At 62.1% G+C, this 15,030-nt stretch carries 11 protein-coding genes; 3 read left to right on the top strand and 8 right to left on the bottom strand.

Features of this window, described 5'->3' with window-relative positions:
• The 5 genes from ABD847_RS13150 to tkt form a co-directional block, all read right to left on the bottom strand.
• Window positions 1-1,606, bottom strand: a 1,606-nt coding sequence (locus ABD847_RS13150) for a retention module-containing protein (protein ID WP_345013754.1), incomplete at its 3' end; no start/stop codon positions are given.
• Between the two features lie 214 nt (window positions 1,607-1,820).
• Window positions 1,821-2,897: a class II fructose-bisphosphate aldolase gene (gene fbaA, locus ABD847_RS13145; protein WP_345013752.1), complete on the bottom strand. Its 1,077-nt coding sequence runs from the start codon at window positions 2,895-2,897 to the stop codon at window positions 1,821-1,823.
• A gap of 115 nt (window positions 2,898-3,012) precedes the next feature.
• A complete protein-coding gene (locus ABD847_RS13140; RefSeq protein WP_345013750.1) occupies window positions 3,013-4,176 on the bottom strand; it encodes a phosphoglycerate kinase in 1,164 nt (387 codons plus the stop codon).
• Between the two features lie 529 nt (window positions 4,177-4,705).
• Complete coding sequence (locus ABD847_RS13135) at window positions 4,706-5,173, bottom strand: DUF6515 family protein (RefSeq protein ID WP_345013748.1); 468 nt, start codon at window positions 5,171-5,173, stop codon at window positions 4,706-4,708.
• A 180-nt stretch (window positions 5,174-5,353) separates the two neighbouring features.
• Window positions 5,354-7,348, bottom strand: a complete 1,995-nt coding sequence (gene tkt / locus ABD847_RS13130) for a transketolase (RefSeq protein ID WP_345013746.1) — start codon at window positions 7,346-7,348, stop codon at window positions 5,354-5,356.
• A 251-nt stretch (window positions 7,349-7,599) separates the two neighbouring features.
• Between tkt and metK the strand changes: the two genes are divergently transcribed.
• Complete coding sequence (gene metK / locus ABD847_RS13125) at window positions 7,600-8,754, top strand: methionine adenosyltransferase (protein ID WP_345013744.1); 1,155 nt, start codon at window positions 7,600-7,602, stop codon at window positions 8,752-8,754.
• 80 nt (window positions 8,755-8,834) lie between these two features.
• Here metK and ABD847_RS13120 read toward each other — a convergent pair whose 3' ends face one another.
• From ABD847_RS13120 to ABD847_RS13110, 3 genes are read right to left on the bottom strand one after another with little or no spacing between them, the layout of a single operon-like run.
• Window positions 8,835-9,752 carry an efflux RND transporter periplasmic adaptor subunit gene (locus ABD847_RS13120; RefSeq protein ID WP_345013742.1) on the bottom strand — a complete coding sequence of 306 codons (918 nt, stop codon included), beginning with the start codon at window positions 9,750-9,752 and terminating at the stop codon, window positions 8,835-8,837.
• Window positions 9,753-9,765: 13 nt separating this feature from the next.
• Complete coding sequence (locus ABD847_RS13115; protein ID WP_345013740.1) at window positions 9,766-9,966, bottom strand: DUF1656 domain-containing protein; 201 nt, start codon at window positions 9,964-9,966, stop codon at window positions 9,766-9,768.
• A gap of 2 nt (window positions 9,967-9,968) precedes the next feature.
• Window positions 9,969-11,942, bottom strand: coding sequence for an FUSC family protein (locus tag ABD847_RS13110; protein WP_345013738.1), 1,974 nt, complete (start codon window positions 11,940-11,942; stop codon window positions 9,969-9,971).
• A 119-nt stretch (window positions 11,943-12,061) separates the two neighbouring features.
• On the opposite strand from ABD847_RS13110, the gene ABD847_RS13105 reads away from it, so the two are divergent.
• Entirely contained in the window at window positions 12,062-12,994 is a 933-nt protein-coding gene (locus ABD847_RS13105) for a LysR family transcriptional regulator (protein ID WP_345013736.1), read from the top strand.
• Window positions 12,995-13,148: 154 nt separating this feature from the next.
• Window positions 13,149-14,588 carry a 6-phospho-beta-glucosidase gene (locus ABD847_RS13100; protein WP_345013734.1) on the top strand — a complete coding sequence of 480 codons (1,440 nt, stop codon included), beginning with the start codon at window positions 13,149-13,151 and terminating at the stop codon, window positions 14,586-14,588.
• The last annotated feature ends 442 nt before the right edge of the window (window positions 14,589-15,030 follow it).

The following is a 15,030-nucleotide window of genomic DNA, read 5'->3' as shown; positions in this document are numbered from 1 at the left end:
TGCTGACCGTGCTGCTGGTGGTGCCACCGTTACCGTCATCAATCAGCACCGTGAAGCTGTCGCTGCCGTGGTAGTTCGCCGCGGGCGTGTAGGTGAAGCTGCCGTCGGCGTTCAGGGTCACGCTGCCGTGACTCGCCTCGCTGGATACCGTGTAGCTCAGGCTGTCGCCGTCCAGATCGCTGGCACTGATGGCGCCACTCACCGCCGTGTCCTCGGCGGTGATCAGCGACTGATCGGCACTGGTGGGCGCATCGTTCACCGGCGTCACCCCGATGCTGACCGTGCTGCTGGTGGTGCCACCGTTACCGTCATCGATCAGCACGCTGAAGCTGTCGCTGCCGTGGTAGTTCGCCGCCGGCGTATAGGTGAAGCTGCCGTCGGCATTCAGGATCACGCTGCCGTGACTCGCCTCGCTGGATACCGCGTAGCTCAGGCTGTCACCGTCGAGATCGCTGGCACTGATAACACCGCTCACCGCCGTGTCTTCGGCGGTGGTCAGGTTCACATCCGCCGTGGTGGGGGCATCGTTCACCGGCGTCACCCCGATGCTGACCGTGCTGCTGGTGGTGCCACCGTTACCGTCATCGATCAGCACGGTGAAGCTGTCGTTGCCGTGGTAGTTCGCCGCCGGCGTGTAGGTGAAGCTGCCGTCGGCATTCAGGGTCACGCTGCCATTGGCCGGTGCCGTATCCACTGTGAAGCTCAGGCTGTCGCCGTCCAGATCGCTGGCACTGATGGCGCCACTCACCGCGGTGTCCTCGGCGGTGGTCAGCGACTGATCGGCGCTGGTGGGCGCATCGTTCACCGGCGTCACCCCGATGCTGACCGTGCTGCTGGTGGTGCCACCGTTACCGTCATCGATCAGCACCGTGAAGCTGTCGCTGCCGTGGTAGTTCGCCGCCGGTGTGTAGGTGAAGCTGCCGTCGGCATTCAGGGTCACGCTGCCATTGGCCGGTGCCGTACCCACTGTGAAGCTCAGGCTGTCACCGTCCAGATCGCTGGCACTGATAACACCACTCACCGCGGTGTCTTCGGCGGTGGTCAATGAAAGATCTGCGGCTGTCGGTGGCTGATTAGGCGCATCACCGGTTAACTGCTCGGCAGCCGCATCGGGAACTGACAACAAGGCGGCGGTCGGGTTGACGGTGGAGTCATAGCCGGCCGTGGCTATGGTCTGGTCACCCGTGCGTGTCACCTCGACAAAACCACCATTGCCGGAACCTGCTGCACCGGCCACCCCGGCACCGGCTCCACCGGCCGCCGTGGCCTCAAAGTTCTGAGTAGGATCCACCCCTTGCAGAATTGCCTGCTGCAAGGCGGCCACATCAGCGGGCAAATCGCCGCCCGGTTGCGCGTTAGGCGCCGGAGCCTCCCCCTGCTGCTCTACCAGGTAGTCGCCGGGAGGTGTCGATTCGCGCCCTTCGTCCGCCGGTTCGTCCGCCGGTGCCAAGCTGACATCGGCCAGTGCCTCCGCGCGCAATACAGTCCCCTTGGCCAAGATGTCACCCACCGAGACGGGATACCAATGTCCATCGGCCCCCAGCTGTAAAACGCCATGCTGCAGGGCGGTAACCATGACTTGCTCGGTGGCGACAAATTGTCTCATCATTGAGTCCTTATTCCGTGCGGGTATAATTTTTACAATCTTTACACATCTTATTTCTTATCAGATCCGACTTCTTGTTCATTTTTTGCAAATTTTGCCGCTTAAACCCTCGATTTTTCTCATGTGTTACGCGGCGCTAAGCCCAAAAGGCATAAAAAAAGCCGCCCAGATGGGCGGCTTCTTATCTTGGCAGCCTGGCTGCCGCGCGTACCGATTACAGTACGTCGATGGCGTTCAGTTCCTTGAAGGCCAGCTGCAGGCGGGCGATCATGGACTCTTGGCCCTTGCGCAGCCATACGCGCGGGTCGTAGTACTTCTTGTTCGGTGAGTCAGCGCCTTCCGGGTTGCCCAGCTGAGCTTGCAGATAAGCTTCCTTATCCTTGTAGTAGCCCAGGATACCTTCCCAGCAAGCCCATTGAGTGTCGGTGTCGATGTTCATCTTGATAACACCGTAGCTGACGGACTCTTCGATCTCGGCAGCGGTAGAACCAGAACCACCGTGGAACACGAAGTTCAGGGTCTTGGCCGGCACACCGAACTTCTCGGATACGTACTTCTGGGAAGCATCCAGGATGGACGGGGTCAGCTTGACGTTACCCGGCTTGTATACACCGTGTACGTTGCCGAAGGAGGCAGCGATGGTGAAACGCGGGCTGATCTTGGACAGGCGCTCGTAGGCGTAGGCCACGTCTTCCGGTTGGGTGTACAGGGCGGATTGATCCATGTGGCTGTTGTCCACACCATCTTCTTCGCCACCGGTGCAGCCCAGTTCCAGTTCCAGGGTCATGCCCATCTTGGCCATGCGCTCCAGGTACTTGCAGCAGATGTCCACGTTCTCTTCCAGAGACTCTTCGGACAAGTCCAGCATGTGGGAGGAGAACAGCGGCTTGCCAGTTTCGGCAAAGTGCTTTTCACCGGCGTCCAGCAGACCGTCGATCCAGGGCAGCAGCTTCTTGGCAGCGTGGTCGGTGTGAACGATAACCGGCACACCGTAGTATTCGGCCACGGCGTGAACGTGCTTGGCACCAGAGATAGCGCCCAGGATGGCAGCTTGCTGACCTTCCAGCTTCAGGCCCTTACCGGCGATGAAAGCGGCACCACCGTTAGAGAACTGAACAACCACCGGAGACTTGGCCTTGGCGGCAGCTTCCAGAACGGCGTTGATGGAGTCGGTACCGACTACGTTAACGGCCGGCAGAGCGAACTTGTTGGCCTTGGCCACTTCAAATACTTTCTGCACGTCATCGCCAGTGATCACACCGGGCTTAACAAAATCGAAGATCTTAGACATATCTATGGTCCTATCACGTTGAATTTGATGTTGGCGAGCCCACATCAGATTTACAGATCCGAGTCCCGACAGCGGGACGAAGAAACGGGAGGGTCACCCCTCCCGTCTACGGCACTTAGGCCTTGGCGCGTTCTTCCAGGATGGCTACGGCCGGCAGAACCTTGCCTTCTACGAACTCCAGGAAGGCACCGCCGCCAGTGGAGATGTAGGAAACCTTGTCGGCGATACCGAACTTGTCGATAGCGGCCAGGGTGTCACCACCGCCAGCGATGGAGAAAGCCGGAGAAGCAGCGATGGCTTCGGCGATGATCTTGGTGCCTTCGGCGAACTGGTCGAATTCGAACACACCCACAGGGCCGTTCCACAGAATGGTCTTGGCATTCATGATGATGTCAGCCAGGGCCTTGGCGGAATCCGGGCCGATGTCGAAGATCATGTCGTCGTCAGCCACGTCAGCCACAGCCTTGATGGTGGCCGGAGTGGTTTCGGAGAATTCCTTGCCCACCACCACATCGGTAGTGACCGGGATGTTGGTTTCGGCAGCCAGCTTCTTGGCGGTGTCGATCAGATCGTGCTCGCACAGGGACTTGCCCACGTTATGACCAGCCGCGGCGATGAAGGTGTTGGCGATGCCACCACCAACTACCAGTTGGTCGGCGATCTTGGACAGAGATTCCAGCACGGTCAGCTTGGTAGAAACCTTGGAGCCACCCACGATGGCAACCATAGGACGCTCAGGCTTCAGCATGGCCTTGCCCAGCGCATCCAGTTCACCCGCCAGCAGCGGACCAGCACAGGCAACAGGCGCGTACTGAGCGACACCGTGGGTAGAACCTTCGGCGCGGTGAGCGGTACCGAAAGCGTCCATTACGAAGACGTCACACAGGGCAGCGTACTTCTTGGCCAGCTCTTCGGTGTTCTTCTTCTCGCCCTTGTTGAAACGGCAGTTTTCCAGCACCACCAGTTCACCGGCAGCCACTTCCACGCCATCCAGGTAATCCTTGGCCAGACGCACCGGGCAATCCAGGGCAGACTTCAGATAGTTGACCACCGGCAGCAGGGAGAATTCTTCGTTGTATTCGCCTTCGGTGGGACGACCCAGGTGGGAGGTGATCATCAGCTTGGCGCCCTTTTCCAGAGCCAGCTTGATGGTGGGCAGGGTGGCAACGATACGTGCATCGGAGGTAACCTTGCCTTCCTTAACGGGTACGTTCAGGTCAGCACGGATCAGAACACGCTTACCAGCCAGATCCAGGTCGGTCATCTTGATAACAGACATACTCAGTCCTCTATAGATTTTCAGACAAAACAGTGAGCCTGTATTCCTGCTTCGCCATGGCGGCGTATCACAGCAGGTGGTCATCGGCATCCACTCGGCATCCCGCCGGGGGTGTGACCAACCAAAGGGCTTGGCGCCCTTTGGTAAAAAAGTCGGGGACAAACAAAGTCCCCAGAGCGGCGGCGCATCATAGCGGCTTTCATGCGACGCTGGCTTGATGCATATCAGTCCAGCCAGGAAAACCTAACGCCAGGAGGGCAATCTTGCGCCTCAACCGCGCAATGAGGGGGAAGTACGGGATCAGCGCCATTTGTGGGCACAATCTGTGAGCAAGCTCCCCCTTTGGGCCAAAGAAGTGTACTTGTCTTGCCCCGCAAAGGCGATAGGCAGATGAGGTTTTATGCAAAAAAAACGCGCAGCCGCGGCGCCCCCAGGCCAACGGCTTCCTGGCCGGCACCCTGGTTCCCCATAACAAGAAAGGCCCGTTATCGGGCCTTGGCAGCGGTGACGCCATTGAGAAAGGCAATACCTAATAGCTGCCACGTTGTGACGCCGGCGGCGTCACCTCCAGGTATTCCCCATCGACGTTGCGGCGATAGTAGCGGCCATCGCGCACATAGTACCGGACACCACCGATATCCACCTGAGTCAAGCCATAGGGCTGCTCATAGCCACCGTTGACCGTGGTGGTCGTGGTGGTGGTGGTGGTTTGGGTCGGCGCCGTCACCACCTGGTAACGGCCGCCGTTCATCTTGTACCAGATGTCGTTCAGCACAAAATAGGTCAGGCCGGCCACCAGCACGGTCTGATAGCCACGCGGCAGCACATCCACCCAGCCACCGGGAGCCGGATGGGGTTGTGGCACGGGTTTAATCCAGGGACCCGGGCCAGCACCCGGGCCAGACGGGTTGTCCCAGCCGCCACCGCCCGGCCTAGCCTGCACCTGACAGGCAAGAACCAGACAACACGCCAGCACAGATATACGAATAGACTTCATCATCACACTCCTTCACGACGGGTACGTGATCGGCGCCAGTATCGGTTATCCGCCATCGGACAGACAGGTCTGCCATGTAAAGACGCGTAAAAGAGCCTGGCAAAGTGTGACAAACAAAACGGGAGCCGAAGCTCCCGTTGCATTACTGAATCTAAGCTGAACCCAAGATCAGACCAAGATTCAGAATAGTGCCTTGGCCTTGGCCACCAGGTTCTCCACGGTGAAACCAAATTCCTTGAACAATAGCTCGGCCGGCGCGGACTCGCCGAAGCTGTGCATGCCGATAATGGCTCCGTTCAGGCCCACGTACTTGTACCAGTAGTCGGCGATGCCGGCTTCGACAGCCACCCGACGGGACACCAGGGCCGGCAGTACGGACTCCTTGTAAGCGGCGCTTTGCGCATCGAACAGATCGGTACAGGGCATGGAGACCACGCGCACGGCACGGCCTTCGGCACTCAGCTGCTCGGCGGCGGTCATGGCCAGCTCCACCTCAGAGCCGGTGGCGATGAAGATGAGATCCGGCGTACCGGCACAATCCTTCAGCACATAGCCGCCCTTGGCCACGTCGGCCAGCTGTTGCGGGGTCCGCTCCATCTGCGCCAGGTTCTGACGGGAGAAGATCAGCGCGCTGGGGCCGTCCTTACGCTCGATGGCATACTTCCAGGCCACGGCGGACTCCACCTGGTCGCAGGGGCGCCAGGTGCTCATGTTGGGGGTCAGACGCAAGGAGGCGATCTGCTCCACCGGCTGGTGGGTGGGGCCGTCTTCACCCAGACCGATAGAGTCGTGGGTATAGACGAAGATGGAGCGCTGCTTCATCAGGGCTGCCATGCGCACCGCGTTGCGGGCGTACTCCATGAACATCAGGAAGGTGGCGCCATACGGAATCAAGCCACCGTGCAGGGCCGCACCGTTCATGATGGCGGACATGCCGAACTCACGCACACCGTAGTGTACATAGTTGCCTGAGGCGTCATCGGCGGTGATGGAGACGGAGCTCTTGTGGATGGTCAGGTTGCTAGGCGCCAGGTCGGCGGAGCCGCCCAGCAGTTCCGGCAGCAGGGCGCCGAACGCATCCAGTGCATTCTGGCTGGCCTTGCGGCTGGCGATCTTGGCCGGGTTGGCCTGCAGATGGGCGATGAAGTTGGCGGACTCCTCGGCCCAGTTAGCCGGCAGGTCACCGGCCATGCGGCGCAGGTATTCGGCGGCCAGCTCAGGATAGGCCTCCTGGTAAGCGGCAAGCTTGGCGCTCCATTCCCGCTCCAGCACGGCGCCATCGGCCTTGGCATCCCACTCGGCGGCGATGGGCTCGGGGATCACGAACGGCTCGGCAGTCCAGCCCAGGAACTCGCGGGCAGCGGCGATTTCGGCGGCACCCAGGGGCGCACCGTGACAGTCGTGGGAGCCGGCCTTGTTGGGGGAACCGAAGCCGATGATGGTCTTGCAGCAGATCAGGGTCGGCTTATCGGTCTCGGCACGGGCGGCCTCGATGGCCGCCTTGATGGCCTCGGCGTCGTGACCGTCCACGGCGCGGATCACCTGCCAGCCGTAGGCTTCGAAACGGGCCGCCGTATCGTCGGCAAACCAGCCTTCCACGTGACCGTCGATGGAGATGCCGTTGTCATCCCAGAAGGCGATGAGCTTGCCCAGCTTCAGGGTACCCGCCAGGGAGCAGGCCTCGTGGGAGATGCCTTCCATCATGCAGCCGTCGCCCATGAACACATAGGTGTGGTGATCGACGATGTCATGACCAGGACGGTTGAACTGGGCAGCCAGGATCTTCTCGGCCAGGGCCATGCCCACACCATTGGTGATCCCCTGACCCAGGGGGCCTGTGGTGGTTTCCACACCCGGTGCATAACCGTATTCCGGGTGACCCGGGGTGCGGGAGTGCAGCTGACGGAAGTTCTTCAGATCCTCGATGGAGAGATCGTAACCGGTCAGGTGCAGCAGGGAGTACAGCAGCATGGAGCCGTGACCGTTAGACAGAATGAAACGATCGCGATCGGCCCATTGGGGGTTGGCCGGATTGTGCTTGAGGTAGTCCCGCCACAGCACTTCGGCAATGTCGGCCATCCCCATGGGGGCGCCCGGGTGACCCGAATTGGCTTTTTGTACGGCATCCATACTCAATGCACGGATGGCATTGGCGAGCTCTTTACGAGAAGGCATCTGTTTCTCCTGCGTGATTCTGTGCGCTTATGCAGCTTGTCCTGTTCTTTCGGCGCGCATTGTCCCAAACAGCCCTGAGGCGCGCAAACATTATCTGCCCAGTACGCGCCCAGACCACGGGGCCGGAAAATTTACTGGCAATGGTGCCATGGCCTACATAAAATAGACGTCCAGATGGGGATACATCCGTATCACGCCTGCCTAATGCCAACCCGGCGACTTGAGGTCGCCCGTCAGATATAGAGAACATCATGGCTAGACTCTTTACCTCCGAATCCGTTTCCGAAGGCCATCCCGACAAGATTGCGGATCAGATCTCCGACGCGGTACTGGATGCCATCCTGGCCCAGGATCCCATGGCCCGGGTGGCCTGCGAAAGCTTCGTCAAGACCGGCATGGTGCTGGTGGGCGGCGAAATCACCACCTCCGCCTGGGTGGATATCGAAGAGCTGGTGCGCAACACGGTCCGCGAGATTGGCTATGTCCACTCCGACATGGGCTTCGATGCCAACTCCTGCGCCGTGCTGAGTGCCATCGGCAAGCAATCCCCGGACATCAACCGCGGTGTGGATCGTAAGGATCCCAAGGAGCTGGGTGCCGGTGACCAGGGCCTGATGTTCGGCTATGCCAGCAACGAGACCGATGTGCTGATGCCCGCCCCCATCACCTACGCCCACCGCCTGGTGAAGCGTCAGGCCGAGGTGCGCAAGAATGGTGTGCTGCCCTGGCTGCGTCCGGATGCCAAGAGCCAGATCACCTTCGCCTACGACAGCGACGGCAAGATCCAGGGCATCGATGCCGTGGTGCTCTCCACCCAGCACCGCGAAGATATCGAGCACGATCAGCTGGTGGAAGCAGTCCAGGAAGAGATCATCAAGCCGGTACTGCCCAAGGCGTGGCTCAACCACAATACCAAGTACTTCATCAACCCCACCGGCCGCTTCGTCATCGGCGGCCCCATGGGCGACTGTGGCCTGACCGGCCGCAAGATCATCGTTGATACCTACGGCGGCATGGCCCGTCACGGTGGTGGCGCCTTCTCCGGTAAGGATCCCTCCAAGGTGGACCGCTCCGCCGCCTACGCCGCCCGCTACGTGGCCAAGAACATCGTCGCCGCCGGTCTGGCGGATCGCTGTGAGATCCAGGTCTCCTACGCCATCGGCGTGGCCGAGCCCACCTCCATCAGCGTGGAAACCTTTGGCACCGGCAAGCTGGACGAAGCCAGCCTGATCAAGCTGGTGCGCCAGTTCTTCGACCTGCGTCCCTACGGGCTCATCGAGATGCTGGATCTGAAGCGTCCCATCTACCAGGCCACTGCCGCCTACGGCCACTTCGGCCGCGAGGAGTTCCCCTGGGAGAAGACCGACAAGGCTGCCCTGCTGCGGGATGCCGCCGGTCTGAAATAATCTGCCCCGGCAAGGCAACCCAAACGCAAACAGGAGGCCATGGCCTCCTGTTTTTTTATCTGCCCCCATGCAACACGGCGTTAGCCCCGTGCCGACGCGGCCGCCTCCGGACGCTTCGCCAGTCGGGAGGTTTCGTCTTCGAGCACGGTGACGCTGGCGGTCTGACCGGCCACCAGACGACCCCCCTCGGGCGCCGGATCCAGCGTGATGCGCACCGGGATCCGCTGGGCCAGCCGCACCCATTCAAAGGTGGGGCTCACATCCGCCAACTCCCCCTGGCTGCCACTTTGCACATCGTCCTGGATCCCGCCGGCGATGCTGCTCACCTGACCGGTCAGCGGCTGAGCTATGCCCATCAGACGGATCTCTACCGGATCCCCCACCTGAATACGGGGCAGCTTGGTCTCCTCGAAATAGCCCACCACGTAGAACTCCTTGGCACTGAGCAGGGCGAGGGCCGGACTGCCGGCCTGCTGGTAATCCCCCACATGCAGCGAGAAGTTGGTGACATAGCCATCACAGGGGGCCCGGATCTCGGTGCGGGCCAGATCGAGCTGGGCCTGCTGCAGGGCCACCTTCGCCTGCTGCAGCTCGGCGGCGGCCACCTGGGCCTCGGATTGGCTCTGCTCCCGGGCCGCCTGACTCACCATCTGATCCAGACGCTGGGTACGACGAGCATCCCGCGCCTTTTGTGCCGCGCTCACTGTCAATCGAGCCACGTTGGCTTCGGCATCGGCCACCGCCAGGGCATAGCGGCTCTTGTCCACCACGAACAATAAGTCGCCCTGATGTACGAGCTGGTTATCTGCAACCCGCACCTCGCTGACAAACCCGGCCACATCGCTGGTGAGACGGATAAGTTCCGTGCGTACCCGGGCATCCCGGGTCCAGGGCGCGGCCTGGTAATAATCAAACAGATGAACGCCGGCCAGGGCGGCCAGCCCCACCAGCGCCAGGGTTGCCACCAACCGGGGCAACAAGATCCAGAATGAACCCATGCAAACCTCGCTATCAGGAAAACAGCCTGGGCAGCTGCTGCAGCAGTTGCAGCCATCCCCAGGTACTCAGAATAAAGACCGCCAACCGGGCCAGCTGTGGATGCCACAGCCAGCGGTAGCAGGCGCCCGGGATCAGAGGCTGCAGCAGCAGTGACAGACACCCGGCCAGCAACAGGGGCGACAACAAGAGGCCGCCCATATCCAGCTCCAACATGCCTAGCTCCTCATGGGGTGGGTAAAAAAGGTTCTGTGCAGCCGCAGGGCCAGCAACAGATGGTCAAAGTGATGCAGCACGCTGGTGGAGACGGCGCCCGCCGGCTGGGCCAACCGCTGCCGTTGTGCCTCCAGGTTGGCCAGCAGATCCGGGTAGGCCTGCTCCCGCGCCCCAGATGGCAAGGTGAAAAAATCGATCAGGGCCTGTCGGCTCTCCTGCAATGCCCGGCGGCCATGGGGCAGCAGCTGGGCGGCAGGCAACGCCAACCGCAGTAGACTCAGCCCCATCCGCAGCAAGGCCCCGCCCCCGCCGAGCATGGCGCCGGCTTGCCCACCGGCCCGTTGCACCAGGGCCTGCAATATGGCCTGCCCGTGGCGCTCCAGCGCGGCACGATCGAGGCGGCCATCCCCCCGGGCCACCCGGATGAAGAGCCGCTCCAGGGCTCGCTGCAGCCGTGGCAACTGCACCTGGGCTCCCAGGCGACGCAGCACACCGGTGAGCAACAGCGGCACACCTATGCCCACCTGCTGGGCCAACCCCAGGTTGATCAGGCTCAGCAGGGTGGAGCGGCTGTCGTTGGTGATGGTCAGCATGGCCAGGGTGCCCAGCACCAGGGGCACACTGCGCGGCGCCGTGGCCGGATTGCCGATACGCTGGCCACCCCACAGCAAGAAGGGCAGCAAGACGCAGATCAGACCCGGCAGATCATCCACCAGCGGCAAGAACACAAACTGCAGCACCGCCGACACCGGCAGCGCCAGCAAGGAACCGATGAAGAAGCCCTTGGCGGGCACCAGCGGGTTGTCGCTGGCGGCAAACAGGGAGCAGGCGACCCCGGTCATCATCACCGCCAGATAGCCGCTCTGCCAGCCGGTGGTCATCCACAACAGGCCACACAGCAGCAGGGAGAGTCCGGCCGTCAGGGCGCTCTGCAGGGCACGGCCCACATCCACATGGGGGTGGCTGTGCTGTCGCCGTCCACGGCGGCGGGCCGGCGCCATGCTAAGCAGGTGGGAGAGCTGCTGGATCAGATGATGGCTCTGCCACCAATAACCCAGCAGGCTAGCCAGTCGCCCGGTCAGACAGGCATGGGTTTCATCGGCAAACAGGCGCTCGGGCGGCGTACCGATACGCTCGCCGGCCGCCAGCCGCGCCAGGGTATGCCGAGCCAACGCCAGCAGCTCGTCCAGCGCCGGCATCGCCACACCCGCCTGACGGGCTTCCTGCAACAGATCCGCCAGACTCAGCCCCAGGGTCAACTGGGCCTGTAGCTCGCCGTGCAGTTCGGTGAGCAAGCCCCGGTGCGCTCGCAGCCGCGATGAATCACTCAGCGCCTGGGGCCGCAGCTGCTCCAGCTGGCCCAGTTGCAACAGCAGGGTCTCGGCTCCGCTGGCATCGGGATCCGCCAGCAGACGGCTCTGCCAGCCCAGCAGCTGTTGCTGCCAACCGGTCAGCTGACTTAGAAATCTGTCATGGGTTCGGCGCGGCCACAGCAACAGATCCAGCAGCAGATAGCAGGCAATCCCCAGGCCGATCTCCTCCACCCGGCTCAGGGCGATCAGAAAGAGGCCATCCGGGTGATCCACATAAGGCAAGGTGACAAACAGCGCCGTGTAGCCGCTCAACAAGAAGGCGTAGCTGTAGAGGCTCTGCTCCAGCAAGGAGAGAAAGATGCACAAGGCCAGCCACAGCGACAGGGCCACCAGATGCAGCAAGGGCCACTGGATAAACCAGGTGGCCAGACACAGGGCCGCGATCCCGCCAATCAAGGTACCGGCCAGCCGTGAGGCCCCCTTCACCAGGCTCAGGCTGGCGAAGGGTTGGGCGACGATGAAGGCGGTCATCATGGCCCAGTAGGGCCTATCCAGTCCCAGATAGATGGAGAGGCTCAACGCCAGCAGCCCGGCACAGCTGACCTTGATGGCAAACAGCCACTTGGCATCAGGCGGAGGTAAGCGAAAAAAAACAGGACGCATGACGATACAGGAACTCGAACGATTACAAGGCCGACACTTGGCCTTTTTTTACGATATTCATTTCAAAATGTTTAGAATAGACGGCAAATTCTGCATGAAGTATTAAGCGAGGCTTCACAATGGAGCATCTAAAGCGGTTGGCGGTATTCGCACAGGTGGTGGAGTCCGGCTCCATGACCGCCGCCGCCCGGGTGTTGGAGATGACCCCCTCGGCGGTGAGCCAGCAGATCCGCCAGCTGGAGCAGGAGACCGGGGTGGTGCTGCTGCACCGTTCCACCCGCCAGCTGAGCCTCACCGCCGTGGGCGAAGGTGTGTATGAACACTGCCGGGAGATGCTGCTCAGTGCCCGAGCCGCCGAGCAGATGCTGGCGGCCCAGCAGGATGCCCCCAGCGGCGAGCTGCGTATCGCCAGTACCATCATGTTTGCCGCCCACCACCTGGGCCGCGCCCTGGCTCCCCTGCTGCATGACTACCCCCAGCTGGGGCTGCGTCTGCTCTCCACCAATGACCCCGTCGATCTCATTGCCGAGCGGGTGGATCTGGCCCTGCGGCTGGGCGAGGCCGAAGACTCCAATCAGGTGGCCCGCCGGCTGGGCTCCTTGCGCTATGTGCTGTGCGCCGCCCCCGCCTACCTGGCGCGCATGGGCACCCCGGCGGAGCCCGAGGATCTGCAGCGCCATCAGATGCTGATCCTCACAAGCCGGCACAATCCCCACAGCTTCCCCTTTACCCACGTCAACAGCGGCGAGTTGCGGGAGCTGGTGCTGCCCGGCCGCATTCTGGGCAACGAATCCCAGGCCCTGGCCATGATGAACCGCCAGGGACTGGGGCTGTTCCACCGTTTCGAGCTGGATATCCAGAGCGAGCTGGCCGAGGGCAGCCTGGTGCGGGTCTTGCCCCAGTGGCAGCTGCCCGCCGTCAACCTCTATGCCGTCACCAGCAGCCGCGAGGCCCTGCCGGCCAAGGTGCGTTATGCCATACAGGCCATTCGCCAGTACCTGCATCAGGCCCAGCGCCAGGATGCGGCCATCGAAGTGGCCGACGACTGGTAATCGCCCCGGGCGCTTGCGGCACTGGACGCCAGATCCTTTTTGGCAACCCGAAATGCAACCGGTTGCATTTTACCGTAACAGCCGGCATCATGCCGGCAGACCTGAGACCTCGACTAGGCTCAATGGCGTGAAAAGCACACAGGAGAACTGGGCTATGCAAGCATCCTTGCCAGAGACATTTTTATGGGGCGGCGCCGTGGCCGCACACCAGCTTGAAGGGGGCTGGGATCAGGGGGGCAAAGGCCCCAGCGTGGTGGATGTCCTGACGGGCGGCGCTCACGGCGTGCTGCGCCGCATCACCGACGGGGTGCAGCCCGGCGAGTACTACCCCAACCACCAGGCCATCGACTTCTACCATCACTACAAGGAAGACGTGGCTCTGCTGGCGGAGATGGGTTTCAAGTGTTTCCGCACCAGCATCGCCTGGACCCGCATCTTCCCCCGGGGTGACGAGGCCGAGCCCAACGAGGCCGGACTGAAGTTCTACGATGATCTGTTTGATGAGCTGCTCAAATACGGCATCGAACCCGTCATCACCTTGAGCCACTTCGAGATGCCCTACCACCTGGCCAAGACCGGTGAGGGCTGGCTCAAGCGGGAGGTTGTCGACCACTTCGTGCGCTTCGCCCAGGTGGTGATCCGCCGCTACCAGCACAAGGTGCGCTACTGGATGACCTTTAACGAGATCAACAACCAGATGAACACCGACTCGGATCTGTTCGGCTGGGTCTGCTCCGGGGTGCGCTTCAGCCAGCAGGCCGATGCCCGCCAGGCCATGTACCAGGCGGTGCACCACCAGTTTGTCGCCAGTGCCCAGGTGGTGCGCTTCGCCCACGAGCTGAACCCGGATCTCCAGGTCGGCTGCATGTGCGCCTTCACCCCCTTCTACCCCTACTCCTGCCACCCGGATGACATCATGCTGGCCCAGCAGGCCATGCGGGATCGCTACTTCTTCACCGATGTGATGGTGCGCGGGGCCTATCCCAGCTATGCCCTGCGGGACTGGGCGCGCCGCGGCTTTGACATCGAAATGGCAGAGGAAGACGCCGCCATCCTGGCCGCCGGCAAGGTGGACTACATCGGCTTTAGCTATTACATGTCCAGCACGGTACAGGCCGGCGAAGCCAAGTCCATTGCCGGCAGCCAGGACGGCAGCTCGCCCTACTCGGTAGCCAACCCCCATATCCGCAGCAGCGACTGGGGCTGGAGCATAGACCCGGTGGGCCTGCGCTACGCCCTGGCCAGTCTGTACGAGCGCTACCAGGTGCCACTGTTTATCGTGGAGAACGGCTTTGGCGCCGTGGACAAGCCGGCCGAGGACGGCCGGGTGCACGATGACTACCGCATCGACTACCTGCGGGCCCATATCCAGGAGATGATCAAGGCGGTGACCCTGGATGGTGTGGATCTCATGGGTTATACCCCCTGGGGCTGCATCGATCTGGTCTCCTTCACCACAGGCGAATACAAGAAGCGCTACGGCTTCATCTATGTCGACCGGCACGACGACGGCAGCGGCACAGGCGCCCGCTCCCGCAAGGACTCCTTCCACTGGTACCAGCAGGTGATCGCCAGCAACGGTCAGCAGCTCTAAGGCGGCCCCAGCGCGACCATACGCAGGCCCAGCCAAATCCACCAACCGCCCCGGCCCAGGGGCGGTTTTGCTTATTGTCGATAGGCTCCCTCAGCCTCCGGGTAACCAACCCCCCTGTGCCCGCTCCCCTTGGCCCCAAGCCCTGGCGCAAAAGAACTCAAATGTGACCCAGCCGGGGTGCCGCGAGGCGCTGAGCCGAGATCGCCGCATCAACCGGGGCGGCTTGAGCGGCGCTTGTCCGCCTTGCTATCCAGCGTGCCGACCGGGGATTACCAGAGCCCCCAATCTACACACGTCGGATAACCTGGATTAAGGGAGGCTAAACTGCCGCCCAGTCGCGCCCCCCGTCCGCGGCCCATAGACAAGCGTCATCCTTCATGTAAACAGGATGTTTGACGAATCGACAAATGTGAGCTAGTCGAGCGAATCGCGGCAGCAAGGC

Origin of the sequence: Pseudaeromonas paramecii (assembly GCF_039540575.1) — a bacterium.
GTDB classification, from domain to species: Bacteria; Pseudomonadota; Gammaproteobacteria; order Enterobacterales; family Aeromonadaceae; genus Pseudaeromonas; species Pseudaeromonas paramecii.
The sequence above is the reverse complement of the archived record's forward strand: the minus strand, read 5'-3'. Positions and strand labels throughout refer to the sequence as shown.

Coding starts and splice junctions, on each gene's coding strand:
- metK (WP_345013744.1), top strand. CDS start 7,600: ATGGCTAGACTCTTTACCTCCGAATCCGTTTCCGAAGGCCATCCCGAC.
- ABD847_RS13135 (WP_345013748.1), bottom strand. CDS start 5,173: ATGAAGTCTATTCGTATATCTGTGCTGGCGTGTTGTCTGGTTCTTGCC.
- fbaA (WP_345013752.1), bottom strand. CDS start 2,897: ATGTCTAAGATCTTCGATTTTGTTAAGCCCGGTGTGATCACTGGCGAT.
- tkt (WP_345013746.1), bottom strand. CDS start 7,348: ATGCCTTCTCGTAAAGAGCTCGCCAATGCCATCCGTGCATTGAGTATG.
- ABD847_RS13140 (WP_345013750.1), bottom strand. CDS start 4,176: ATGTCTGTTATCAAGATGACCGACCTGGATCTGGCTGGTAAGCGTGTT.
- ABD847_RS13100 (WP_345013734.1), top strand. CDS start 13,149: ATGCAAGCATCCTTGCCAGAGACATTTTTATGGGGCGGCGCCGTGGCC.
- ABD847_RS13120 (WP_345013742.1), bottom strand. CDS start 9,752: ATGGGTTCATTCTGGATCTTGTTGCCCCGGTTGGTGGCAACCCTGGCG.
- ABD847_RS13105 (WP_345013736.1), top strand. CDS start 12,062: ATGGAGCATCTAAAGCGGTTGGCGGTATTCGCACAGGTGGTGGAGTCC.
- ABD847_RS13115 (WP_345013740.1), bottom strand. CDS start 9,966: ATGTTGGAGCTGGATATGGGCGGCCTCTTGTTGTCGCCCCTGTTGCTG.
- ABD847_RS13110 (WP_345013738.1), bottom strand. CDS start 11,942: ATGCGTCCTGTTTTTTTTCGCTTACCTCCGCCTGATGCCAAGTGGCTG.